General features: G+C 66.4%; 22 protein-coding genes. 14 read left to right on the plus strand and 8 right to left on the minus strand.

Annotation, left to right across the window (positions count from 1 at the left end; genetic code table 11):
• Positions 1 to 15 precede the first annotated feature (15 nt).
• Together hemA and murI are read right to left on the minus strand one after the other, a co-directional pair.
• Positions 16 to 1,236, minus strand: coding sequence for a 5-aminolevulinate synthase (gene hemA / locus JNO53_RS00690; RefSeq protein WP_203106869.1), 1,221 nt, complete (start codon positions 1,234 to 1,236; stop codon positions 16 to 18).
• 99 nt (positions 1,237 to 1,335) lie between these two features.
• Entirely contained in the window at positions 1,336 to 2,130 is a 795-nt protein-coding gene (gene murI, locus JNO53_RS00695) for a glutamate racemase (RefSeq protein ID WP_203106870.1), read from the minus strand.
• 130 nt (positions 2,131 to 2,260) lie between these two features.
• Here murI and plsY point away from each other — a divergent pair, with 130 nt between their 5' ends.
• From plsY to JNO53_RS00720, 5 genes are all read left to right on the plus strand, one after another.
• Entirely contained in the window at positions 2,261 to 2,884 is a 624-nt protein-coding gene (plsY, locus tag JNO53_RS00700; protein WP_203106871.1) for a glycerol-3-phosphate 1-O-acyltransferase PlsY, read from the plus strand.
• On the plus strand, positions 2,881 to 3,975 hold the full coding sequence (gene dprA, locus JNO53_RS00705) for a DNA-processing protein DprA (protein WP_203106872.1): 1,095 nt from the start codon (positions 2,881 to 2,883) through the stop codon (positions 3,973 to 3,975). The genes plsY and dprA overlap by 4 nt, the downstream gene beginning before the upstream one ends.
• Positions 3,976 to 3,991: 16 nt before the next feature.
• Positions 3,992 to 4,696: a hypothetical protein gene (locus JNO53_RS00710; protein ID WP_203106873.1), complete on the plus strand. Its 705-nt coding sequence runs from the start codon at positions 3,992 to 3,994 to the stop codon at positions 4,694 to 4,696.
• 87 nt (positions 4,697 to 4,783) lie between these two features.
• Positions 4,784 to 7,342 (plus strand): type I DNA topoisomerase, encoded by a 2,559-nt coding sequence (gene topA / locus JNO53_RS00715; RefSeq protein ID WP_203106874.1) that lies wholly within the window; start codon positions 4,784 to 4,786, stop codon positions 7,340 to 7,342.
• A gap of 2 nt (positions 7,343 to 7,344) precedes the next feature.
• Positions 7,345 to 7,527 carry a hypothetical protein gene (locus JNO53_RS00720; protein WP_203106875.1) on the plus strand — a complete coding sequence of 61 codons (183 nt, stop codon included), beginning with the start codon at positions 7,345 to 7,347 and terminating at the stop codon, positions 7,525 to 7,527.
• A gap of 6 nt (positions 7,528 to 7,533) precedes the next feature.
• Here JNO53_RS00720 and JNO53_RS00725 read toward each other — a convergent pair whose 3' ends face one another.
• From JNO53_RS00725 to lepB, 4 genes are read right to left on the minus strand one after another with little or no spacing between them, the layout of a single operon-like run.
• Complete coding sequence (locus JNO53_RS00725; protein WP_203106876.1) at positions 7,534 to 8,463, minus strand: helix-turn-helix domain-containing protein; 930 nt, start codon at positions 8,461 to 8,463, stop codon at positions 7,534 to 7,536.
• 19 nt (positions 8,464 to 8,482) lie between these two features.
• Positions 8,483 to 9,388, minus strand: coding sequence for a GTPase Era (era, locus tag JNO53_RS00730; RefSeq protein WP_203106877.1), 906 nt, complete (start codon positions 9,386 to 9,388; stop codon positions 8,483 to 8,485).
• Positions 9,385 to 10,056, minus strand: coding sequence for a ribonuclease III (gene rnc / locus JNO53_RS15305; RefSeq protein ID WP_338015263.1), 672 nt, complete (start codon positions 10,054 to 10,056; stop codon positions 9,385 to 9,387). Before rnc ends, era begins: the two co-directional genes overlap by 4 nt.
• On the minus strand, positions 10,053 to 10,874 hold the full coding sequence (lepB, locus tag JNO53_RS15310; protein ID WP_238401527.1) for a signal peptidase I: 822 nt from the start codon (positions 10,872 to 10,874) through the stop codon (positions 10,053 to 10,055). Before lepB ends, rnc begins: the two co-directional genes overlap by 4 nt.
• 180 nt (positions 10,875 to 11,054) lie before the next feature.
• Here lepB and pgi point away from each other — a divergent pair, with 180 nt between their 5' ends.
• The 4 genes from pgi to JNO53_RS00755 all read left to right on the plus strand — a co-directional run bounded on the left by pgi (position 11,055) and on the right by JNO53_RS00755 (position 15,616).
• Complete coding sequence (pgi, locus tag JNO53_RS00740) at positions 11,055 to 12,584, plus strand: glucose-6-phosphate isomerase (protein ID WP_203106879.1); 1,530 nt, start codon at positions 11,055 to 11,057, stop codon at positions 12,582 to 12,584.
• Between the two features lie 161 nt (positions 12,585 to 12,745).
• Positions 12,746 to 13,039 (plus strand): GIY-YIG nuclease family protein, encoded by a 294-nt coding sequence (locus tag JNO53_RS00745; RefSeq protein WP_238401528.1) that lies wholly within the window; start codon positions 12,746 to 12,748, stop codon positions 13,037 to 13,039.
• Between the two features lie 199 nt (positions 13,040 to 13,238).
• Positions 13,239 to 14,108 (plus strand): PEP-CTERM sorting domain-containing protein, encoded by an 870-nt coding sequence (locus JNO53_RS00750; protein ID WP_203106881.1) that lies wholly within the window; start codon positions 13,239 to 13,241, stop codon positions 14,106 to 14,108.
• 86 nt (positions 14,109 to 14,194) lie between these two features.
• Complete coding sequence (locus JNO53_RS00755; protein ID WP_203106882.1) at positions 14,195 to 15,616, plus strand: PAS domain S-box protein; 1,422 nt, start codon at positions 14,195 to 14,197, stop codon at positions 15,614 to 15,616.
• Here the strand turns inward: JNO53_RS00755 and JNO53_RS00760 are convergent, their stop codons facing one another.
• The gene (locus JNO53_RS00760; RefSeq protein ID WP_203106883.1) at positions 15,617 to 16,717 is read right to left on the minus strand and encodes a mechanosensitive ion channel family protein; all 1,101 of its coding nucleotides are present in this window, start codon (positions 16,715 to 16,717) and stop codon (positions 15,617 to 15,619) included.
• A 339-nt stretch (positions 16,718 to 17,056) separates the two neighbouring features.
• Here JNO53_RS00760 and JNO53_RS00765 point away from each other — a divergent pair, with 339 nt between their 5' ends.
• The 5 genes from JNO53_RS00765 to mce all read left to right on the plus strand — a co-directional run bounded on the left by JNO53_RS00765 (position 17,057) and on the right by mce (position 23,012).
• A complete protein-coding gene (locus JNO53_RS00765; protein WP_203106884.1) occupies positions 17,057 to 18,442 on the plus strand; it encodes a DEAD/DEAH box helicase in 1,386 nt (461 codons plus the stop codon).
• An 87-nt stretch (positions 18,443 to 18,529) separates the two neighbouring features.
• Positions 18,530 to 19,228, plus strand: a complete 699-nt coding sequence (locus tag JNO53_RS00770; RefSeq protein ID WP_203106885.1) for a CDP-alcohol phosphatidyltransferase family protein — start codon at positions 18,530 to 18,532, stop codon at positions 19,226 to 19,228.
• A gap of 74 nt (positions 19,229 to 19,302) precedes the next feature.
• The gene (gene gor, locus JNO53_RS00775; protein WP_203106886.1) at positions 19,303 to 20,652 is read left to right on the plus strand and encodes a glutathione-disulfide reductase; all 1,350 of its coding nucleotides are present in this window, start codon (positions 19,303 to 19,305) and stop codon (positions 20,650 to 20,652) included.
• A gap of 154 nt (positions 20,653 to 20,806) precedes the next feature.
• On the plus strand, positions 20,807 to 22,339 hold the full coding sequence (locus JNO53_RS00780; protein WP_203106887.1) for an acyl-CoA carboxylase subunit beta: 1,533 nt from the start codon (positions 20,807 to 20,809) through the stop codon (positions 22,337 to 22,339).
• A 223-nt stretch (positions 22,340 to 22,562) separates the two neighbouring features.
• Entirely contained in the window at positions 22,563 to 23,012 is a 450-nt protein-coding gene (gene mce / locus JNO53_RS00785; RefSeq protein WP_203106888.1) for a methylmalonyl-CoA epimerase, read from the plus strand.
• Positions 23,013 to 23,078: 66 nt separating this feature from the next.
• On the opposite strand, the gene JNO53_RS00790 is transcribed toward mce, so the two are convergent.
• Entirely contained in the window at positions 23,079 to 23,507 is a 429-nt protein-coding gene (locus JNO53_RS00790; protein ID WP_203106889.1) for a hypothetical protein, read from the minus strand.
• Positions 23,508 to 23,582: the final 75 nt, after the last annotated feature.

Here is a 23,582-nt window from a genome sequence, read left to right on the forward strand (position 1 = left end):
GACCAGTGGCAGCGCTCAGGCTGCCTGCGCGAGTTCCAACTCGAGCCGGTCCCAGATCTCCACCAGTGCGGTGGTCAGATCGTCCATCATCGCTTCGGTATGCGTGGGGCCGGGGGTGAAGCGCAGCCGCTCGGTGCCGCGCGGCACGGTCGGGAAATTGATCGGCTGCACATAGGCGCCGTATTCGGCGAGCAGGATGTCGCCGATCTTCTTCGCGCGCACAGGATCGCCGACCATCAGCGGCACGATATGCGTCTGGCTCGGCATGACCGGCAGGCCGGCAGCGGCGAACTTCGCCTTGAGCAGCGCGGCGTTGCGCTGCTGCGCCTCACGCTCCTCGTTCGATTCCTTGAGGTGCCGCACGGCCGCGAGGACGCCCGCCACGAGAACGGGGCTGAGCGAAGTCGTGAAGATGAACCCCGGCGCATAGCTGCGGATGCAGTCGATCACGCGCGTATCGGCCGCAATGTAGCCGCCCATGACGCCGAACGCCTTGCCCAGCGTGCCTTCGATGATGTCGATCCGGTGCGCAGCCTCGTCACGCTCCGAAATTCCGCCGCCTCGCTTGCCGTACATGCCGACGGCGTGAACCTCGTCGATATAGGTCAGCGCGTTGTATTTCTCGGCGAGGTCGCAGATCGCGTGGATCGGGGCGATGTCGGCGTCCATCGAATAGACGCTCTCGAACGCGATCAGCTTGGGCGTCTCGGGCGCTTCGGCCGCGAGCAGCTCTTCCAGATGCTCGACGTCGTTGTGTCGGAACACGCGCTTCTCGCAGCCCGAGTTGCGGATACCGGCGATCATGCTGGCGTGGTTGAGCTCGTCGGAGAAGATCACGCAGCCAGGCAGCAGCTTGGCGAGCGTGGAGAGCGTCGCATCGTTGGAGACGTAGCCGCTGGTGAACAGCAGCGCGCCGTCCTTGCCGTGCAGGTCGGCGAGTTCGCGTTCGAGCTGGACGTGGAAGTGCGTGTTGCCCCCGATGTTGCGCGTGCCGCCGGATCCGGCGCCGACATCGTGCAGCGCCTCTTCCATCGCGGTGATGACTTTCGGGTGCTGGCCCATCGAGAGGTAGTCGTTCGAGCACCAGACGGTGATCGGCTTCGGGCCGTTGTGCCCCGCGAAGCAGCGCGCATTGGGGAAGGTGCCCTTGTTGCGCATGATATCGATGAAGACGCGGTAGCGGCCTTCTGAGTGCAGGCGGTCGATCGCCTGATCGAAGATCTGGTTGTAGTTCATCGCACGCTCGCGCCTCGCCGTCCGATCCCGGCCATTCGGGCAGGCGTTTAGGCTGCTCTAGTCTCTATTTCCACTGCGATCTTTGCGAGCGATTCGCAGCTAGAATTTCTCAAGACGCTCGATCCCGCAGGCGCGGAACGCCTTGGCGAGCGGTTCGAACTCCTCGATCGGTCCTGTCGTCACGGCCCGATCCGGCTCGCTTCGCGCCATGGGCTGCCCCGCGACGAGGTGTGCGATCCGGCGCGCGATGCCTTGGGCGCCATCGACGAACTTCACCTGCGCACCGAACGCCTCCGCCAGTTCGGCCTGCAAGAGGGGGAAGTGGGTGCAGGCGAGCACGACCGTGTCGATCTCCTCCCCGCCGGGCTGTGTGCGAAGCCCCGCCACGGCTTCATCGATCGCGGCAGGGTCGACCGCACGCCCGCGTAGCTTGGCTTCCGCCGCCTCGACCAGACCGGGCGCGGCATGACGCAGCAGCGTCCTGCCGTCCGCGAACTGAGATTCGAGGTTGTCGACATAGGCCTGGCGGATCGTCGCCGCCGTGCCGAGCAAGCCGATCGTACCGCTGCGCGTCTCGCTCGCCGCGGGCTTGATCGCAGGTACCGTTCCGACGATCGGGATCTCGAGCACCTCGCGCACCATGCCGAGCGCTATCGTGCTTGCGGTGTTGCACGCGATGCAGATCAGCCGCGGGTTCCAGCGCTCCGCCATCCGTCCGAGCAGCCCGCAGACCCGTGCCGCGACTTCCGCCTCGCTCTTGGTGCCATAAGGCAGGCCGGCGAGATCCGCGGCGTAGATCACCGGCGCGTGCGGCAGCGTCTTGCGCACCTCCGCGAGCACGCTGAGCCCGCCGACACCGGAATCGAACAGCAGGATGGGGGATGAATCGTCCAAGGAACCATTTCCGTTCGGGCCGCGCTTGTCGAAGCCCCGCTTTTTCTTCTAGCGCCGTAGAAGAGAGAACGGCCCTTCGACAAGCTCGGGGCGAACGGTTATCTGCTGTCGAATAGGGAGGGGCGCTGCCATGGACGTGACCACCGATAGCTTGCTTGCCGCGCTGCTCGGCTACTTGTGCGGTTCGATCCCGTTCGGACTGATCCTGGCGCGGCTTGCCGGGCTGGGCGACGTGCGCAAGATCGGCAGCGGCAATATCGGCGCGACCAATGTGCTGCGCACCGGCAACAAGGCCGTCGCCGCGGCTACCCTGCTGCTCGACCTTGCCAAGGGGCTCGTGGCGGTGCTGCTCGCCGTGCACCTGCTCACCGGGCCGAGCGAGATGCCGGGCGCCGCGCTCGGTCCGGCCCCGGTGGCCGCGGTGTTTGCCGTGCTCGGTCACTGTTTTCCGGTCTGGCTCGAGTTCAAGGGGGGGAAGGGGGTTGCGACCAATGCCGGCGTCAGCTTCGGCCTCGCCTGGCCCATCGGGCTTGCCTACGCACTCATCTGGCTCGGGGTTCTGGGGTTGAGCCGGATCAGCTCGCTGGCAGGGATGAGCGCGGTGGTCGCCGCAGCGATCGTCGCGGCGGTCCTCGGTTACGCCGCCTACGTTCCCGCGCTGGTGTTCATCGCATTGATCGTGATCTGGCTCCACCGCGAGAACCTCAAGCGTTTGGCGAACGGCACCGAACCGAAGGTCGGCTCCAAGGGGTGAGCGCGCTCTCGCAGCCCGAAGCCTTCGCGCGCATTCGGCTACTGCGCTCGCCCAACGTCGGCCCGGTTTCCTACGCGCAACTGCTTCGGCGGTTCGGCAGCGCGCAAGCCGCGCTGGAGGCGCTGCCCGATCTCGGCCGGCGTGGCGGGCGCGACTATCGCGCGGCGCCCGCCGAACGGATCGAACGCGAGGTCGAGGCGGTACGTGCCGCCGGCGCGCGCTACCTGTTCCACGATCAGCCCGGCTTTCCGCCGCTTCTGGCTGAGATCGAAAGCGTACCGCCGATCCTGACCTTCCGGGGCGACCTCGCGCTCGCGGCAAAGCCGTGCGTCGCGATGGTCGGCGCACGCAACGCCTCGGCGGCGGCGGTCAAGCTGGCGCGCGATTTCGCGGCGGCGCTGAGCGAAGCGGGTTTCGTCGTCGTCTCGGGCCTGGCACGCGGCATCGACGGCGCGGCGCATCGCGGGGCGCTTCCGGCCACGATCGGTGTGATCGCGAGCGGCATCGACATCGCCTACCCGCCGCAGCACGCCGAACTGCAGGAGGAGATCTCGGCCACTGGCCTCGTCCTCGCCGAGCAGCCGCCGGGTACCGAGCCGCGCGGCAGCCATTTCCCGAGCCGCAACCGCATCATCGCGGGACTCGCCGCGGGAACACTGGTGGTAGAGGCCGCGCCCAGATCCGGTTCTCTGATCACGGCACGCCTCGCAGGCGAAGCGGGGCGCGAGGTCATGGCGATCCCGGGCAGTCCGCTCGACGCCCGTTCGCAAGGCTGCAACCAGTTGATCCGCGACGGCGCGGTCCTCGTCCAGACTCCGGAGGACGTGGTCGAGCTTCTCAACGGCTTCGACGGCACGCCGCGCTCCACCTTTCGCGAAGCCGCGCCAGGATACGACTGCACGCCCGACGAATTCGAAGACGCGGAGCCGGCCAACATCAGCGGCCTGCTTACGACAGCGCCGGTCCCGGTAGACGAACTGATCCGCCAATCGAACACTGGCGCAGCGGCCGTTCAGATGGCGCTGCTGGAACTCGAGATCGCCGGACGACTACAGCGACACGCGGGCGGGAGGGTCTCGCTCGTGAGATAACCAAATAGGGGGGGAAATGCATCGGAAGGCGGATTTCAGCGGAATTCTCGAGGAAACCTTCACCCTCGCACGTGAGGTCTCCGGTTACCTGCTCATTTTTGTGATTGTGGTCGGCGGTTTGGGCGCGGTCAGCGAGATAGGCGGTGCCACCGATTCCGATCGCGTGTGGGGTTTCGGTTTTACCATCGGTGCCGACACCACGATCTTGGGCATCGCCGGTGTGGCCGCTCTCGTGGCCCATATCGTCGGCAGCTACCTCATCCTCGAAAGAATGCTCGAACTGCGCGGGCGATTGGGTTCAGGCGAAACGCGCATCTGGGCCTACTTCGGTCTTACGATCCTCACCTGGTTTGGCATAATATTTGGGCTGGTGTTGTTGATCGCGCCAGGCCTGATCCTGGCTATTCGCTGGAGCGCGACCTCGGGCTTCCTCATCGCACGGCGGACTGGCGTCGTCGAAGCGATGAGAGAAAGTTGGGACGCGACGCGAGGGCACAGTTGGCCGATCTTTTTTGCAGGGCTGGTGTGCTTCCTCCTGCCCATTGTTCCGATCGTCGCCGTCTCGAGTTTCATTGACTTTGCCGGGGCGGGGCCGGTCGGCGCAGCCATCGGCACGGGGCTTACCGATACGATATCCACCGTGCTCTTCCTCCCCCTCGGAATCGCAATCTTCACGCTGCTCGACGAGGGCACTCAGGAAATCGAGGAGGTCTTCGCCTGATTGTCAGGCAAAATCATGGATTGACGAATACGCAGGAGCCTCGCCACCCTCGCGCACGTACACACGTAAGGGACCGTCTCCACTTCCATGCAGCTTGTCATCGTCGAATCGCCCGCCAAGGCGAAGACCATCGAGAAATACCTGGGCAAGGACTTCAAGGTTCTCGCGTCCTACGGTCACGTCCGCGATCTGCCTCCCAAGGACGGGAGCGTGCGGCCGGACGAGGATTTCGCGATGGACTGGGAACTCTATCGAGACAAGCAGAGCCGCTTCAAGGAAATCGCCGACGCCGCGAAGAAGGCCGACCGGCTCGTGCTCGCGACCGACCCTGACCGGGAGGGCGAGGCGATTTCCTGGCACGTTCGCGAACTGCTGGCCAAGCGCAAGGCGCTGCCCAAGGACGTGGAGCGGGTGACCTTCAACGCAATCACCAAGCAGGCGGTGACCGACGCGATGAAGGCGCCGCGCGACCTCGATAGCGATCTGATCGACGCCTACCTCGCGCGCCGCGCGCTCGACTATCTCTACGGCTTCACGCTCTCGCCGGTGCTCTGGCGCCGTCTTCCGGGCGCCAAGAGCGCGGGCCGCGTACAGTCGGTCGCGCTCCGGCTGATCGTCGACCGCGAGCGTGAGATCGAGGCCTTCCGCGCGCAGGAATACTGGTCGGTCGTCGCGAAGCTGGAGCAGGACGGGACCGAGTTCGACGCGCGCCTCGTCAAGTACGACGGCAAGAAGCTCGACAAGCTGACGCTCGGCGACGAGGGCAGTGCGATGGCCGCCCGCGCTGCGGTGGAGCAGGGCCGCTTCACGGTCGAGGAGATCGAGACCAAGCCGCTCACCCGCAATCCCGCGCCGCCGTTCACCACCTCGACGCTACAGCAGGAGGCTGCGCGCAAGCTCGGCTTCTCGGCCAGCCATACGATGCGGCTTGCGCAGTCGCTCTACGAGGCGGGCGCGATCACCTACATGCGAACCGACGGCGTGCAGATGGACGGCAGTGCGATCAGCGCCGCGCGCAAGGCAATCGCGGAGCGCTATGATGGGCATTATCTGCCCGAAAAGCCGCGCCATTACAGCACCAAGGCCAAGAATGCTCAGGAAGCGCACGAGGCGATCCGCCCGACCGATTTCTTGCGCGATCGCGCTGGGTCGGGGGACGAGGGGAAGCTCTACGACCTGATCTTCAAGCGCGCGATGGCGAGCCAGATGGCCGCCGCACGGCTCGAGCGCACGACCGTCACCCTGCGCGACGGGACCGGCAAGAACGAACTGCGTGCGACCGGGCAGGTCGTGAAGTTCCCGGGCTTCTTCGCCGTCTATCAGGAGGGTTTCGACGACAGGGACAGCGACGACGACGAGGGCCTGCTGCCGGTCATGCACAAGGGCGACAGCCCGGTGAAGAAGGGCGTCGACGCCAACCAGCACTTCACGCAGCCGCCGCCGCGCTTTTCCGAAGCATCTCTGGTCAAGCGGCTCGAGGAGCTGGGCATCGGCCGGCCTTCGACCTACGCCTCGACGATCCAGACACTGCGCGACCGCGAATATGTACGGATGGAGAAAAACCGTTTCTTCGCAGAGGAATCAGGGCGGCTCCTCACGGCATTTCTGGAGCGCTTCTTCGAGCGCTACGTGGCCTACGATTTCACCGCCGGGATGGAGGATGAGCTCGACGAAGTCTCCGGCGGGCGCGAGGAATGGAAGGCGTTGCTCACCCAGTTCTGGCGCGACTTCAAGCCGAAGACCGAAGAAGTCATGGAGCGCAAACCCTCGGAAGTGACCGAGGCGCTCGACGATTTCCTGTCCGATTACCTCTTCCCGCCGCGCGCCGATGGCAAGGACCCGCGTACCTGTCCGCTGTGCGAAGCCGAGGGGCGCTCCGGCGGCCGGCTTGCGCTTCGTGGTGGACGCTACGGCGCGTTCGTCGCCTGCGCCAACTATCCCGAATGCAAGTTCACCCGCCGCTTTGCGCAGCCGGGCGCCGACGGGGAAGCCGCGGCCGACGACGGCGTGCTCGGCAAGCATCCTGAAACCGGCGAGGAGATCCACCGCAAGACCGGCCGCTTCGGCCCCTACATCCAGATGGGCGAGGGCAAGGACGCAAAGCGCGCCAGCATTCCCAAGGACCTGCCCGACTTCGACCTCGAATGGGCGATCAAGCTGCTCGAACTGCCGCGCATCGTTGGTCAGCATCCGGAAACGGGTCAGGATATCGAAGCGAATATCGGGCGTTATGGTCCGTACCTGCGCCACAACGGAAAGTATGCCAAGCTGTCCTCGACCCGCGACGTTTTCGAGACCGGGATGAACGCCGCGGTCGCGGCGCTTGCCGAAGCGGCCCAGCGCGGCGGTCGCGGCACGCGTGCCAAGGCCGAGCCGATCAAGACCCTGGGGGCCCATCCGACGAGCGGCGGGGAGATCAAGGTCATGCCGGGCCGCTACGGCCCCTACGTCACCGACGGCGCGACCAACGCGACAATCCCGAAGGACGTGAAGCCGGAGGATATCACCGAAGCGCAGGCGATCGAACTGATCGACGCGAGGGCGGCGAAGGGTCCTGCGAAGAAGAAGGGCGGGCGAAAGGCGGCGCCGAAGAAGAAGCCTGCGGCGAAGAAGAAGGCGGCGCCGAAGAAAAGCGCAGCGAAATAGGCATGGCGAAGGAACACTTCGAGCGCCACAAGCAACCGTGGAAGGCCGACGAGGCCGGTCAGCTCCGCACGCTGGCGGCCAAAGGCCACGGCCTCAAGGCGATCGCCAAGACTCTCAACCGCAGCGAGGAATCGGTCAAGGACTTCGCGAAGAAGAACAAGATCGGGATCGCGAAGAAGCGCTAGCGGTGCTCAGTCGCCGCTCCGGTGCGGAGCAAGCGTGGGCGTGGGCGCGCCCAACACCAGCTTGCGGGCGCGCAGGACCATGTCGAGAAATGGCGTTTCCAGATTGAGGAAGCGCCGCGCGGTCATGCCAAGGAAGCGCTCCGAGTCGCGCAGGAAGTGCGAGGCGTCGGTGTAGGCGCAGTCGATCGCCGCGTAACCTTCGGTCGCGCCGGTTTCCTTGAGCGCGATGAGCGAGCGCATGAACCGCGTGCGCATCAGCAGTATCTTGGGCGGGAAGCCGAAGCGTTTCAGCGACAGGCGGCGCAAGGTCTGCGGGTGCATGTCGAGTTCCTCCGCGATGTCCCGGGCGCTTTGGAACCGCTCGTCGAGCAGCAGCTGGTTGAGCGCAGCGATGTCGGCCTCGGCCGAATGCGGGCGAGCCATGTGCGAACGAAAGAAGCGGTCGAGGATCGGCTTGACCGCCGGTCCTTGATCCGACCGGCGCAACTCGCCGACCAGCGCGGCACAATCCGCCGTCGGCAGCAAGGTGTCGAGCGGGACCATGCGATTGCGGTAGCGGGATACGTCGATGTCGAGCAGGCGCGCGATGCCTGCGGGCGTCAGGCTCACACCGATCGTGACGCCGCCAAACGAGGTATGTCGCATCGCCTGGCTCGTCGTGCCGTAGAACCCGGCCTCCAGCAGCGGAGACCAGCGCCAGTCGCGCGCCTCGACCGTGATCGGCCGCTCCGCCAGCACGAAGCGGATGACGGGCCAGTTCGGCAGCATCCATTCGACGGCGCCCATCGCCTCCGGTCCTTCGGAGTCGAATACGAAATAATCGCCGATGAGCCCGGCGAGCGCGGGATCGGGCCGCTCGTATCGCAGGGCGGTGTAAGAGCGCAGCTTGAAAGATGCGGGATCGATCCCCGGCGTATGCGACCCGCTCTCGATCATGGGGCGGTCGGCATGGGATTCATCGCGTCCAGTCCAGCCCGATTTCCTCGAAGATCTCGCGGTTCTCGGCCCAGTTCTCCTCGACTTTCACGTGGAGGAACAGGTGGACCTTCACGCCCAGCATCTCGCTCAATTCCTTGCGCGACGCCTCGCCGATCGCCTTGATGCGGCTGCCGCCCTTGCCGAGGACGATCGGGCGCTGGCTTTCCCGGCCGACGACGATCTGCTGATGGATCTCCAGGCTGCCATCGGGACGCTCCTGATAGCTCTCGGGCCGCACGGCGCTGTCGTAAGGCAGTTCCTCGTGGAGCTGGCGATAGAGTTGCTCGCGGGTCACTTCCGCCGCGAGCAGGCGTTCGCTGGCGTCGGATACCTGATCCTCCGGGTACATCCACGCGCCTTCGGGCATCGTCTCGGCGAGCGCCGCCTTCATCGCGGGAACGCCGTCGCCGGTAAGGGCGGAGACGAAGAACACCTCCGCGAAATTGGCTTTGCCCGACAGCTCCTGCGCCAGCGCGAGGAGTGGTTCCTTCTTCGCGACATCGACCTTGTTGAGCACCAGGATCTTGCGTTCGGGACGGGCGGCGAGCGCTTCGAGCAGCGGCTCGAGTTCATGCCGCCGCTGCTTGACCGGATCGACCAGCAGCAGCACCGCGTCCGCCGCCTCGGCGCCTTCCCACGCGGCGCTCACCATCGCGCGGTCGAGCCGCCGGCGCGGTGCGAAGATGCCCGGAGTGTCGACCAGGATCATCTGCGTCTCGCCGTGCAGCGCGATGCCGAGCATGCGCGCGCGGGTGGTCTGCGCCTTGGCGCTGGTGATCGCCACTTTCTGCCCGACGAGCTGGTTCACCAGCGTGGACTTGCCCGCGTTCGGCGCGCCGATCACGGCGACGAGGCCGCAGCGGGTATTCGTATCGTCGGTCACCCGAACATCTCCATGAACTTGCGTGCGGCCGCCGTCTCGGCCTCCTGCTTGCTGCTGGCCGTGGCCTCGGCCTCGCCGACTTTGTGCACCTTGACCCGCACGGTGAAGCTGGCGGCGTGGTCGGGGCCGGATCGGTCGGTCAACTCGTATTGCGGCGGCCTGCGCTGGTTGCCGGCGGCCCATTCCTGCAGCGCGCTCTTCGGGTGCTTGGAGCGGCCGGCGTGCCCCTCGACCTGCTCGCGCCACAGCTTGTGGACGAGATCGCGGGTGGCGTCGAACCCACTCTCGACGAAGCTCGCGCCGAGCAGCGCCTCCATCACGTCGCCGAGGACATTGTCGCTCTCGGCAGCGCCGTCGTCGCGCGCCTGTTTGCCGAGACGGACGTGGGCGGGGGCACCGATCTCGCGGGCGATGGCAGCGCAGGCCTGCCGGCTGACGAGTGCGTTGAGGCGCTGCGCCAACTCGCCTTCTGCCGCGCCGTTGCGTCCGTAGAGCCATTCGGCGATCGAGAGGCCCAGCACCCGGTCGCCGAGGAACTCGAGCCGCTGGTAGTGCCGCGTATCGCCCGTGCTGCCGTGGGTCAGCGCCTCGCGCCACAGCGCTTCGTCGCCGACCGCGAAGCCGACGCCAACCAGCCACTCGCGCGTCTTGCCGTCGAGCGCGCTCACAGGCCGTCTCCGATGCGGCTCCAGCGCGCGGCCGTGAACCAGGTCCAGGGCTTGATCCACTCGGCGCTGCCGTCGGTCGACCACATGATCGCGCTCGCGCGGCCGACGAGGTTCTCCTGCGGCACGAGCCCGACGCCGCCGCCCGGCATGGCGGGGAAGCGGCTGTCCTGCGAGTTGTCGCGGTTGTCGCCCATCACGAAGATCGTTCCCTCGGGTACGATCAACGGGCCGTAGTCGTCCTGCGGGGTCGAACCGAAGTCGAGCACGTCGTAGCTGCGGCCCGAGGGCAGTGTCTCGCGGAAGCGGGCGTAGCGGCATTGCTCACCCACCTTGCCGTCCGCTTCACGCACCGCGCCCCAGGCGCAGTCGGTGTTGGGCGAGACGGGGATCACGAAATCCTCGATCCGCTGCTTCGCGACCGGATTTCCGTTGAGGAAGAGCTGGCCGCCGCGCATGGCCACGGTATCGCCGGGCAGACCGATCACACGCTTGATGTAGTCGGTGTTGTCGATCGGATGCTTGAAGATCGCCACGTCGCCGCGCTCGGGCTGATCGGCGAACAGGCGGCCCGGGATCAGGGGGGCGGAGAAGGGCAGCGAGTAGTCGCTGTAGCCGTAGGGCCACTTGGCCGCGACGAGGAAGTCGCCGTTCATCAGCCGGGGCAGCATCGATTCGCTGGGGATCGAGAACGGCGAGAAGATGAAGCTGCGGAAGATCAGCACGGCCAGCGCCAGCTTGACCAGGAACAGCATGAAGCTGCCGAGCGTCTCGCTCTGCTGCTCCGGCTTCGGCGTTTCGGCTTCGGATGCGGCGGTCATGCCAGGCCCGGGTGTTGACAGATGCCACACGCTCGCGCCGTTGAAAAACCGCGGTTCCGGGGGAAAAGGTCACAGCGGCCTGTGACCTTCCGAAGAGGACCGTTCCGGCTCGGTTGAGTGCTTGCAAACATCGCCACAGTCCCTAGTCGGGCGCCCACGATGTAGGAAAGGGATTTTCGCATGACCGACGCAGTTTCCGCAGCCTGGCAGCAGATCGAGGCCGTGCCGCAGCGCACGCTGAAGGAACTGTTCGCAAGCGATCCCGGCCGCGTGGCCAAGCTCTCGCAGCGGATCGAATGGGGCGAAGGCGAAACCGCCGGCGGCATCCGCTTCGACTGGTCGAAGACCCATCTCGAGGAAGACCTTCTCGCCGGTTTCGAGGCGCTGGCCGAGGCGCGCGGCTTCGCGGCGCAGCGCGCGGCCCTGCTCGGCGGCGAGAAGATCAACGTCACCGAAGGCCGCGCGGCCGAACACACGGCCCAGCGCGGCGTCGGCAGCGAGGCGTCGGTGGAAGAGGCCGCTGCGCTCCACGCGCGCATGCGGCTCCTGGTCGAGGCGATCCATGGGGGCGCTCTGGGCGAGGTAAAGCACCTGATCCACATCGGTATCGGCGGCAGTGCGCTGGGCCCGGCCATGGCGATCGACGCGCTGACCCGCGACCTCGCGCTGGTCGACGTTCACGTCGTCTCGAACATCGACGGGCTTGCGCTCGAGCAGGCCTTCGCCGCCTGTGATCCGGCGACCACGCTGATCGCGGTGGCGAGCAAGACCTTCACCACCATCGAAACGATGACCAACGCCGCCAGTGCGCTCAACTGGCTGCGCGACAACGGCGTTTCCGATCCCTCCGGGCGCGTGGTCGCGCTCACCGCGAGTCCCGAAAAGGCGGTCGAGTGGGGCGTCGACGAAACCCGCGTCCTGCCGTTCCCGGAGAGCGTCGGCGGGCGCTATTCGCTGTGGTCCTCGATCGGTTTCCCGGTCGCGCTCGCCGTCGGGTGGGAAGAATTCGCAGCGATGCTCGCCGGCGCGCGCGCGGTGGACGAGCATTTCCGCGACACGAACGGGCGCGACAACCTGTGCCTGCGCGCTGCGTTTGCCGACCAGTACTACACCAGCGTACGCGGCTGCCAGACCCGCGCCGTCTTCGCCTACGACGAACGGCTGGCGCTGCTGCCCGATTACCTCCAGCAGCTCGAGATGGAATCGAACGGCAAGCGGGTGACGGCCGACCAGCGGCCGGTCTCCGGCCCGACGGCGCCGATTACCTGGGGCGGGGTGGGCACCGATGCGCAGCACGCGGTGTTCCAGCTCCTCCACCAGGGGACCAACCTGGTGCCGATCGACTTCATCGCCAGCGTTGCGCCCGGCGACACGCTCGACCCCGCGCATCACCGCATCCTGCTGACCAACTGCTTCGCGCAAGGCGCCGCGCTGATGGCCGGCGACGCGGGCGAGGACCCCGCGCGCCACTTCCCCGGCGACCGGCCGAGCGCGACGATGCTGTGCGACGACCTCGACTCCGCGGCGCTCGGCGCGCTCATCGCCTTCCACGAGCACCGCACTTTCGCCAACGCGGTCATGCTGGGCATCAACCCGTTCGATCAGTTCGGCGTCGAGCTGGGCAAGCGCATGGCGAAGGATATCGAGGCCGGCGGCGGCGACTTCGACGCCAGCACGCAGGCGCTGCTGGAGGCTGCGGGGTTGGGGTAGGAAGCGAGCGATTCCCAGCTTTCGCTGAGATGGCAGATATCCTTTTGCTCCCCTAGCCGTCATCCCAGCGAAAGCTGGGATCGCTGGCCTCCGGGTCGGACGGTCGCACGTGGCGGAATCCGATCCCGGCGTGTATGCGGGGTGCTGGAGGAGGGGAGAGATTGGAGAGGGGCGGTTATACCTACGTTCTGACCAACAAGCCCCGTGGCGTGCTCTATACCGGCGTCACGAGCGATATCGCGGCGCGCATGGTGCAGCACCGTGAAGGAAGGGGTTCGGCTTTCGCACGTCGGTACGGACTCGATCGGCTCGTCCTGATTGAGCATCACGCCACGATCGAAGAGGCGATCGCGCGCGAGAAGGCGCTGAAAGCGTGGCAGCGCGCGTGGAAGATCGAATTGATCGAGAAGTCGAACCCGGGGTGGTGCGATCTGTTCGAGGAGATCAACGCTTAAGGGTTAGGGTGCCTGCGCCTCTCCACCCGCCTCCCAGCGAAGGCTGGGATCGGGTCGAACGCGGTCGCAACCGTCGCCCAGGGACGGAGCGATCCCAGCTTTCGCTGGGATGACGGAAAGAGAGAGGGGCATGATGGAAATGGGGAAGAGTGCGGGGCGCAGGTTGGGATTGCTCGCGGCCTTGGCTAGCGGTTGGGGCATGAGGGTCCCTCGCACCGTCATCGCAATGCTCGCCGCACTACTGGCGTTCGCGTCCCCGGCGTCGGCCGAGGAGAGGCGGACGATCCTGTTCATCGGCAACAGCTTCACCCAGGGCGCGACCTCGGCGGTCATGCATTACCGGCCGGAGAGCGTGACCGATCTGAACGGGGAGGGCGTGGGCGGAATTCCGGCGTTGTTCGCGCATTTCGCCGAGCAGGCAGGCCAGGCCTGGAATGTGTCGCACGAGACACGCGGGGGATCGACGCTGGGCTTTCACCTCAACGAGCGGCGCGACAAGATCGATGCGCCGTGGGACGTGGTGGTGATGCAGCAGTATTCGGTGCTCGACCCCGACCGGCCGGGGGACCACGCGCAGACGCTGGCCGATGCACCGGCGCTGGCGCAGATGTTCGCCCGGGCCAACCCGGCTGTGGACGTCTACCTGATGGCGGCCTGGTCGCGCGCGGACCAGGTCTATCGCGAGGACGGGCACTGGCACGGCCGGCCGGTCGCCGCGATGGCGCTCGACCTGCGGCGGGCGATGGACGTTGCTGACGCGGCGTCGCCCGAGATCGACGGCGTTATTCCGGTGGGGGAGGCGTGGAACCGCGCCATGTCGCGCGGCGTGGCCGATCCCAACCCCTACGACGGACGGGCCTTCGGCCAGATCGATCTGTGGAGCTACGACCAGTATCATGCGAGCATCGAAGGGTCGTACCTCGAGGCGCTGGTCGTATTCGGCTATGTCACCGGAATTGATCCGCGCACGCTAGGCCCGAACGAGCAGGCGGCACGCGATCTCGGCATGCCCGCCAGGGTCGCGCAGGCGCTTCAGCAGGTCGCGGCGGCGCAGCTCGGGATGGTCTGATCCGGGCCGTCCGAGCCCAAAGCGCATCTTGCGCTTCGGTTAACAAATGTGCCATTGTTTACGGCCGGTTATCCTAGTATCGACCCATGGTGAAAGTCGGACGAACCAGCAGCTTTCGCGACGCGCACCTCGCTGCGATCGTGGACCATTCCTCCGACACCATCGTGTCGAAGGATCTGGACGGCAATGTCCTGAGCTGGAATGCCGCGGCCGAAAGGCTGTTCGGCATCCCGGCTTCCGAAATGATCGGACAGTCGATCCGGCGGATCATCCCCGCCGACCGGCAGGACGAAGAAGACCGGATCCTCGCCCGCGTCCGCAGCGGAGAGCTGGTCTCCAAGTTCGAGACCTTGCGGCTGCGCGCCGACGGAACCGAGATTCCCGTCGCGATCACCGTGTCGCCGATCCGCGACGAAGCCGGCCGCATCATCGGCGCTTCCAAGATCGCCAACGACTTGCGCGAGCAGACCAGCCTGCGAACCGAACTGCTGCGCAGCCAGCGGCAGTTCAAGGCGCTCGCCAACAATATTCCCCAACTGGCCTGGATGGCCGACGGTGACGGGCGAGTGTTCTGGTACAACCAGCGCTGGTACGAATTCACCGGCACGACTGCGGAAAGCGCGCAGGGCTGGGGCTGGCACGATGTCGTGCATCCCGAACACGCCGAACGTGTGATCGACAGCATCCGGGATGTCTGGAGCAGGGGCGAGCCGTGGGAGGATACCTACCCGCTGCGCGGCGCCAGCGGCGAGTACCACTGGTTCCTCTCCCGCGCGCAGCCCGTGCACGACGAGAAGGGCGATCTGCTGTTCTGGTGCGGCACCAATACCGACATCACGGAGGAGCGCGAGACCAACGAGCGCATCCGCCTGCTGATGAACGAGGTGAACCACCGCGCGCGCAACATCCTCGCGACGATCCAGGCCATCGTGCACCGTACGGTCGGCAGCACCGATCAGGCGCTGACCGAAGCGCTGATCCGCCGGATCACAGCGCTCGCCGCGAACCAGGATCTGCTGACCAACAGCAACTGGTCGGGCGCGTCGATCGACGCGATCTGCAGGTCGCAGATGCTCCACGTCGTCGACCCATCGGACCGCCGCGTCCAGTTCGACGGGCCCGAGGACCTCGTCCTGAAGCCGACGGCGGCGGAGGCTCTGGGGCTTGCGATCCACGAGCTGGCGACCAACGCCATGAAATACGGCGCGCTATCGAGCGACACGGGCAAGGTATCGCTGCGCTGGAACGTTGCCGAAGTCGGAGGCGAGCGCCGCCTGGAGATCGAGTGGCGCGAGAGCGGCGGGCCGCCGGTGAGCCGCCCGAGCCAGACGGGCTTCGGCACGGTCATCATAACGCGCAATCCCGAGATGGCGCTACGCGGCAAGGTCGTGCTCGACTACTCGCCCGAAGGTGTGGTCTGGAGCGTCGCGACGACGGACAAGGTCTTTTCCGACAGTGCTTCGGACCGCTCGCGGAAGGACGCGAAGCGGGCCGCGGCGGCCGGGTGATCACGCCGCCTTCCGGCTTTCCAGCTCGAGGCCGATCGGTTCGGGTGCGGCGAGCCGGTTCCTCGGGAACGCGTCGGGACAGTTCTCCGCGATCCAGTCGAGCATGGCTTCGCGAATATCGCAGCGCAGATCGAACAGAACGCCGGAATCGGCCGCGCTCATCAGCAGCCGCAGTTCGATCGCGTCGCGCTGCGTTTCGGTGACCTGCGCCACCTGCACGCGTCCGTCCCACCGCGGGTTCGCCTTGATTCGCCGTTCGAACTCGGCCCGGATGGGCGCGATCCTCGCCGCGGGATCGAGGTAGAGGACCACGGTGCCGAGCAGCTGCGCGGTCTTCTTGGTCCAGTTCTGGAACGTGTCCTCGAGAAAGCGGGAAGTGGGGACGATCAGCCGTCGCTCGTCCCAGATCTTGACCACCACGTAAGTCGTGCGGATGTCCTCGATCCGGCCCCACTCGCCGTCTATGATGACGACGTCGTCGATATTGATCGGCTCGGTCAACGCCATCTGCACGCCCGCGATCAGCGACTTGAGCGCGGGCTGGGCCGCGGCGCCGACGGCAAGGCCCGCGAGCCCGGCGGAGGCGACGAGCGTCAGCCCGACGTCGCGCACGCCGGGGATCGAGAGCAGCATCAGCCCGACGGTGACGAAGACGATCAGGAACGTTGCGATGCGGCTGAACATGGTCAGCTTGGTGCGCTGGCGGCGGGCGGCGAGGTTGTCGGCCACGGTGATGTCCGCGCGCAGCTTCATCGCCTCGACCAGCGCATGGAGGATCGCAAGTGCGATCCAGCCGACCAGCGCCGGCATGACGAAGCTGGCGACCTTCTGCCACACGGAGGCGAGCGCGGGGACCTCGCGCGCGACGAGCACCAGCGCGAGTGCGATCAGCGCGACGCGGGTGGGCCGGGCGAGGCAACGGACGAGAACATTGTCGGAATCGCTGTCGCTGCTGCGGGCGATGCGGCGCAGCACGCGGAACGCGATCCAGTGGATGAAGAGCGCGGCAAGTGTCGCCGCCAGCGCGGCGGCGAGGATGCTCCAGGGGTCCGAGAGGACCTGCGCCTGGCGGTCGATCGCATCGACGAAGGGGGCGAACATGGGGGAGCTCCGGTTGCTGTGACATCGGACGAGGAGGACCAGCCGGCGTGCGGCGTCCTCTGATGGAATCGGTTGCGGACAGCGCCGGTTCCCCCTTTTGTCGCCGGGAGAGGCTGGCCCTAGGATGACGTGCGCCATTGACTTTCTCGGCTTTTGCCCCCATCTGCGCCTCAGCGAAGCGCGCGTGCCAGCGTGAAGCGGCGGCCCGAGACAGGGACGCCCCGGCCGCGCTTCGGTTTTCCCATGAGACTTCCCTTTTCACGCGGGCGGTTTTGATAACCACCGCGAGCGCGCGCCATTTCGGCTGCGCGCCGCATATTTTGCGAGTTCAATAGCAACATGACATTCGAACAACTCGGGCTCTCGCAGCCCGTCCTCCAGGCGCTCGACCTGAAGGGTTACAACACGCCTACGCCGATCCAGGCGCAGGCCATTCCGCCGGTGCTCGAAGGGCGCGACCTGCTCGGGATCGCGCAGACGGGCACCGGCAAGACGGCGGCCTTCATGCTGCCCTCGATCGACCGGCTGCGCGACGCAGGGCGGCAGACGCCGTTCAAGTCGTGCCGCATGCTCGTGCTCGCCCCGACGCGCGAGCTGGCCGGGCAGATCGCCCAGTCGGCGCGCGATTACGGTGCGCTCGCGGGCCTGAAGGTGCAATCCATCGTCGGCGGCACTTCGGTCAACAAGGATCGCAACAAGCTCCACCGGGGCACCGACATCCTCGTCGCCACGCCGGGCCGTCTGCTGGACCTGATCGACCAGAAGGCCTTCGGGCTGGGCGGGGTCGAGATCCTCGTGCTCGACGAGGCGGACCAGATGCTGGACCTCGGCTTCATCCATGCGCTGCGCAAGATCAGCCAGCTCGTGCCGCAGGACCGCCAGACGCTGTTCTTCAGCGCTACGATGCCGAAGCAGATCAAGGATCTGGTCGGGCAGTATTGCCACGATCCGGTCCAGGTCTCCGTGACGCCCGAAAGCACGACCGCCGAACGGATCGACCAGTATCTGTTCATGGTCCAGCAGGATGAGAAGCAGACGCTGCTCGAAATGATCCTCGCCGGGCGCCATCCGGTGCCGGGCAAGATCGAGCGCGTGCTCGTCTTCACCCGCACCAAGCACGGCGCGGACCGCGTGGTGAAGAAGCTGGCGCAAGTCGGCATCGCCGCCAATGCGATCCACGGCAACAAGAGCCAGCCGCAGCGTGAGCGCGCGCTGGCCGAGTTCCGCTCCGCCAGGACACCGATCCTCGTCGCGACCGACGTCGCGGCGCGCGGGATCGACATTCCGGGCGTGAGCCACGTGATCAACTACGAGCTGCCCAACGTGCCCGAGCAATACGTCCACCGCATCGGCCGCACCGCGCGCGCCGGGGCGGACGGGATCGCGGTCGCCTTCTGCGCCGAGGACGAGCGCGCCTACCTGAAGGATATCCGCAAGACGACCGACGCGGAATTCACCCGGCTCGACCTGCCGCCGAACTTCCGCGCAGTGGTCGAGGGCGTCGGACCGACCAAGCCCGAACCGCGCCAGCCGCGCCAGCGGGTTGCGGTGAAGCCGCGCGGGGAGGGGCGCCCTGCCACGGGCGAGCAGCGCAAGCCGAAGCCCAAGCACAAGCATCCGAATCGCGCGGGCAAGCCGCACGGTGCGGGTGAACACAGCGAAAGCGCCGGTCGCGGCCGCCCGCCCCGGCGCCGCAGACGCTCGGGTCGTGGCGGGCAGGGTTGACGCCTGCGTTAGTTTACTGGACTTCGCCGCCCGCGGGCCGGTAATGCCCTTCTTTTGCGCGACCCAGCCAGCAACGGGCGATCTGTCATGGAACCATTTGCCAACGCCACCGCCGCGCCGATCGAGCGAATTCAGGAAAACCTGATCGCTCGTGTCGAGCGGCGGATCCTCAACCGCCTGTGCGCCGCGATGCCGCCGTGGGTGACGCCCGACATGCTGACTTTCACCGGCATGTTCGGCGCCCTGCTGGTCTTCGGCGGCTACATCGCGAGCAATCTCGACGCGGGCTGGCTGTGGTTGTCCATCGCCGGCTACGTCGTCCACTGGTTCGGCGATTCGCTCGATGGCAGCCTCGCCCGCTACCGGGCGATCGAGCGTCCGCGCTACGGCTATTTCCTGGATCACAGTTGTGACGGTTTCGCGACCATGCTGGTGGTCGTCGGCATCGGCCTGAGCGCCTATGTCGAGCTCGAAGTGGCGCTCGTCGCGCTCGCCGGATACCTGCTCATGTCGATCCACGCCTTCCTGTCGGTTCGCGTGCTCGGCGAATTGCGGCTTTCATACCTCAACGCCGGCCCGACCGAGCTGCGGCTTGTCCTGATCGGCCTGACGCTGGCCATGCTCATTGCCGGGCAGGAGCACCCGATCATCTGGCAGCTCAACGGCTTCGATCTTTTCGTCGGCGGCGTGGGGCTGCTGCTGATCGTGCTGTTCGTGTTGCAAACCGCCTCGACCGCCCGGCGGCTGGCGAAGGAAGAACCCCCGGTCCGCCGCCGCGACGACTGACCGGCGGCCGCTCGGGACGGTTGGCAAGCGCGTTCCTGCCCGCCATATCGCGCTCCAGGGCAAGGAGCGCGCACATGGCGGACCAGTACGACTACGACCTCTTCACCATCGGCGCAGGCTCCGGCGGAGTGCGCGCGAGCCGGGTCGCCGCGGCGCACGGGGCGAAAGTCGCCGTTGCGGAGGAGCATCGGGTCGGCGGCACCTGCGTCATCCGCGGCTGCGTGCCCAAGAAGATGCTGGTCTACGGCGCGCATTTCGCCGAGGATCTGGAGGACGCGAAGGCATTCGGCTGGACCATCGACAATCCGAGGTTCGACTGGGCGACGCTGCGCGACAACGTCCTGCGCGACGTGGACCGGCTGAACGGTCTTTATACGGAGACGCTGGAGAATCACGGCGTCGAGATCATCAACGAGCGCGCCGAGCTGACCGGACCGCATGAGATTGCTCTCGCGAGCGGCAGGAAGGTCACCGCGAAGCATATCCTGATCGCGACCGGCGCGCGGCCGCACGTGCCCGGCTGCCCGGGCAACGAGCTGGGCATTACCAGCAACGAGGCGTTCCATCTCGATGCCCTGCCGCCGCGTATCCTGATTGCCGGCGGTGGCTATATTGCCAACGAGTTCGCGGGGATCTTCAACGAGTTCGGCAGCCAGGTCACGATCATCAACCGGTCCGACGTTCTGCTGCGCGGCTACGACGCGGCCTTGCGCGACCGGCTGCTGCAGATCAGCGTGATGAAGGGTATCGATTTCCGCTTCCACGCCGAGTTCCGCGGGATCGAGCAGAACGCGGACGGGAGCCTGAAGGTCTCGATGACCAATCACGACGATCTCGTCGTCGACGCGGTCCTGTTCGCCACCGGCCGGGTGCCGAATACCGAAGGGCTGGGGCTCGACAAGGCCGGCGTGAAGCTGGGCGACAAGGGCGAGATCGCGGTCGATGAATTCAGCAAGACCAGCGTCGATCATATCTATGCCGTCGGCGACGTGACCAATCGCGTACAGCTCACCCCGGTGGCGATCCGCGAGGGGCAGGCTTTTGCCGACACCGTGTTCGGCGGGAAGCGGACGAAAGTCGATCATAGCTGCATCCCCGCCGCCGTGTTCAGCCACCCGCCGCTCGCCGGCGTAGGGCTGACCGAGGGAGAGGCGCGCAACAAGTACGGCTCGGTGCGCGTCTACCAGTCCGATTTCCGGCCGATGAAGAACGTGCTCGCCGGCCGCAACGAGCGGGCGCTTTACAAGATGATTTGCGACGAAGACTCGGGCCGCATCCTCGGCATCCACATGATCGGCCCCGAAGCGGCCGAGATCATGCAGGCCGCCGCGATTGCAGTGAAGGCGGGGCTGACCAAGGCGGACTTCGACGCAACCGTGGCGATCCACCCGACCATGGCGGAAGAACTTGTGCTGCTGAGGTGACGCGAGTCCCCGCGAAGGCGGGGGCCTCAGGCCGGCCGCGCTGGTCCGCTGCACGAGTTCCTGCCTTCGCGGGGACTGCTGTAACGCGCATGAAAGATTGACGCTCGCTTGCGCTGCCCGCTAGGCCTCCGCCACCGCAAGATCAGGGGTCAGGATGTCCGCCAATATCGCCGAAATGGAACGCCGCCGTGAAGCCGCCCGCATGGGCGGCGGACAGAAGCGGATCGATGCGCAACACGCCAAGGGCAAGCTGACCGCGCGCGAGCGGCTCGACGTGCTGCTCGACGAGGGCAGCTTCGAGGAACTCGATACTTACGTCGAGCACGACTGCGTCGATTTCGGTATGCAGGATCAGAAGATCCCGGGCGACGGCGTCGTTACGGGATCGGGCACGATCAACGGCCGCCTGGTCTATGTCTTCAGTCAGGATTTCACCGTCTTCGGCGGCTCGTTGTCGAAGCGCCATGCGGAGAAGATCTGCAAGGTGATGGACATGGCGCTGAAGGTCGGCGCCCCGGTCATAGGCCTCAACGACTCTGGCGGCGCGCGCATTCAGGAAGGCGTCGCATCGCTCGGCGGCTATGCCGAGGTGTTCCAGCGCAACGTGCTGGCGAGCGGCGTGGTGCCGCAGATCAGCCTCATCATGGGCCCGTGCGCGGGCGGGGCAGTCTATTCCCCGGCGATGACCGACTTCATCTTCATGGTGAAGGACAGCTCCTACATGTTCGTGACCGGGCCGGACGTCGTGAAGACGGTCACCAACGAAGTCGTGACGCAGGAGGAGCTGGGCGGCGCGGTGACGCACACGACCAAGACCAGCGTTGCCGACCTCGCGTTCGAGAACGACATCGAGACGCTGCTCGCGACGCGCGACTTCTTCGACTACCTGCCGCTCTCGAACCGCGAGGACGTGCCCGAGCGGCCGACCGCCGACGCCTGGGACCGCGAGGAGCCGTCGCTCGACACGCTGATCCCCGACAACGCCAATCAGCCTTACGACATGCACGAAGTCATCCGTAAGGTGCTCGACGAAGGCGATTTCTTCGAGATCCAGCCGGCGCATGCGGGGAACATCATCTGCGGTTTCGGCCGGGTCGAGGGGCGCACCGTCGGCGTGGTCGCGAACCAGCCGATGGTGCTGGCGGGCGTGCTCGACATCAACTCGAGCAAGAAGGCCGCGCGCTTCGTGCGCTTCTGCGACGCGTTCGACATTCCGATCCTCACGTTCGTCGACGTCCCCGGCTTCCTGCCCGGAACCAGCCAGGAACTCGGCGGGATCATCAAGCACGGCGCCAAGCTGCTGTTCGCCTATGCAGAGGCGACCGTGCCCAAGATCACCGTGATAACCCGCAAGGCCTACGGTGGGGCCTACGACGTGATGGCCTCCAAGCACCTCCGCGGCGATCTCAACTACGCCTGGCCGACCGCCGAAATCGCTGTGATGGGCGCCAAGGGCGCGGTCGAGATCATCTTCCGCCAAGACCGCAACGATCCGGAAAAGATCGCGGAGAAGACGAAGGAATACGAAGACCGCTTCGCCAATCCCTTCGTCGCCGCATCGCGGGGCTATATCGATGAGGTGATCTATCCGCACTCCACACGGCGGCGGATTGCGCTGGGGCTGAGAAAGCTACGCGGCAAGCAGCTCGAGAACCCGTGGAAGAAGCACGATAATATTCCGTTATAATGATTACACTTCTCTATCTAGGCGTTTTTGGAATATCGGCTCTGCTGAGTTGGAATGCGATCCGGGCTGTGCAAACGGGGCGAATTGAGGTGGCGGCGGGCGCCTACAATCGAGGCGAACAGCCGGTACAGTTTTGGGCTTGTACGGTCATGTACGCCATCGCAGCCTCGCTCTTCGTTGGCGGGGCGATTTTCGGACTTCTGGCGAGTTCTGGAGTTGTGGAATGAAACTCGGCCGTCTCAATCATATCGGCGTCGCTACGCCCTCGATCGCCGACAGCATCGCGCACTATCGGGAGGCGATGGGTGCGAGCGACATCACCGAGCCGTTCGACCTGCCCGAGCAGGGGGTGAAGGTCTGCTTCGTCAACACTCCGACGGACAGTGGCATGAACGGCACGCAGATCGAGTTGATCGAGCCGCTGGGCGAGGGCTCCGCGATCCGGGGATTTCTCGAGAAGAACCCGCTCGGCGGGCAGCATCACGTCTGCTTCGAGGTCGAGGACATCGCGGCGGCGCGCGAATGGTTCGAGGGGAAGGGCAAGCGCATCCTCGGTCCGACGCGGATCGGGGCGCATGGCACGCCGATCTTCTTCGTTCACCCCAAGGATATGATGGGGCAGCTTACCGAGATCATGGAGACGCCCCGGGCCGGCGCGGCCGCCGGGCACTGATCCGCTCCGTCATCGAAGGAAGCGCCGGCGGCGCGGCGTGATGCCGTCCCGCCGGCGCTTCTCGTATCAGCTCGTCGCGGCTTCGGCTTTCACGACCGTGACGGTGGTGCCGTCGTCGGCGGTGGCGGTCCAGCTTCCGTCGGCCGCCGGGGCGCTATCGGTCCAGCACAGCTCCGCGCCGCCTTCGGGCGTCAGGCAGCTCTTGCCCGCCTTCACCGCCCAGACGCCGCGGGCCGTTTCCTCATCTCCCATCATGTCGACATAGGTGCCGTCGGCATTGATGGTCGTGCTGGTGGTCGTACCGTCCGCCCAGGTCACGGTGTAGGTGCCGGCGGCATCGGTGGCGGCCAGCGCGGACGTTCCCCCGGCAGCTCCCTCAGTGGCGGCCGGAGCCGCTGCCGCTTCGGTCGTTTCGGCGGGCGCCGGCGTTTCGTCGGCGCCCTGCGAGCAGGCGGAAAGTGCGACCGTCGCAGCGATCAGAACAAGGCTTCTCATCTCCCAGATCTCCTTATTTCCCGGAGGTTAGGCGATGATACTCCTATGGAACGCGCACCGCAAACGGTCTGCGCC

The sequence above is a fragment of the Altererythrobacter sp. C41 genome (genome assembly GCF_016803135.1).
Classification (GTDB): Bacteria; Pseudomonadota; Alphaproteobacteria; order Sphingomonadales; family Sphingomonadaceae; genus Pelagerythrobacter.

Bases quoted from the DNA above. Each gene is read 5' to 3' on its own strand.
- hemA (WP_203106869.1), bottom strand. From the start codon at position 1,236: ATGAACTACAACCAGATCTTCGATCAGGCGATCGACCGCCTGCACTCA.
- plsY (WP_203106871.1), top strand. From the start codon at position 2,261: ATGGACGTGACCACCGATAGCTTGCTTGCCGCGCTGCTCGGCTACTTG.
- JNO53_RS00710 (WP_203106873.1), top strand. From the start codon at position 3,992: ATGCATCGGAAGGCGGATTTCAGCGGAATTCTCGAGGAAACCTTCACC.
- topA (WP_203106874.1), top strand. From the start codon at position 4,784: ATGCAGCTTGTCATCGTCGAATCGCCCGCCAAGGCGAAGACCATCGAG.
- JNO53_RS00720 (WP_203106875.1), top strand. From the start codon at position 7,345: ATGGCGAAGGAACACTTCGAGCGCCACAAGCAACCGTGGAAGGCCGAC.
- JNO53_RS00725 (WP_203106876.1), bottom strand. From the start codon at position 8,463: ATGATCGAGAGCGGGTCGCATACGCCGGGGATCGATCCCGCATCTTTC.
- lepB (WP_238401527.1), bottom strand. From the start codon at position 10,874: ATGACCGCCGCATCCGAAGCCGAAACGCCGAAGCCGGAGCAGCAGAGC.
- pgi (WP_203106879.1), top strand. From the start codon at position 11,055: ATGACCGACGCAGTTTCCGCAGCCTGGCAGCAGATCGAGGCCGTGCCG.
- JNO53_RS00750 (WP_203106881.1), top strand. From the start codon at position 13,239: ATGAGGGTCCCTCGCACCGTCATCGCAATGCTCGCCGCACTACTGGCG.
- JNO53_RS00755 (WP_203106882.1), top strand. From the start codon at position 14,195: ATGGTGAAAGTCGGACGAACCAGCAGCTTTCGCGACGCGCACCTCGCT.
- JNO53_RS00760 (WP_203106883.1), bottom strand. From the start codon at position 16,717: ATGTTCGCCCCCTTCGTCGATGCGATCGACCGCCAGGCGCAGGTCCTC.
- JNO53_RS00765 (WP_203106884.1), top strand. From the start codon at position 17,057: ATGACATTCGAACAACTCGGGCTCTCGCAGCCCGTCCTCCAGGCGCTC.
- JNO53_RS00770 (WP_203106885.1), top strand. From the start codon at position 18,530: ATGGAACCATTTGCCAACGCCACCGCCGCGCCGATCGAGCGAATTCAG.
- gor (WP_203106886.1), top strand. From the start codon at position 19,303: ATGGCGGACCAGTACGACTACGACCTCTTCACCATCGGCGCAGGCTCC.
- JNO53_RS00780 (WP_203106887.1), top strand. From the start codon at position 20,807: ATGTCCGCCAATATCGCCGAAATGGAACGCCGCCGTGAAGCCGCCCGC.
- mce (WP_203106888.1), top strand. From the start codon at position 22,563: ATGAAACTCGGCCGTCTCAATCATATCGGCGTCGCTACGCCCTCGATC.
- JNO53_RS00790 (WP_203106889.1), bottom strand. From the start codon at position 23,507: ATGAGAAGCCTTGTTCTGATCGCTGCGACGGTCGCACTTTCCGCCTGC.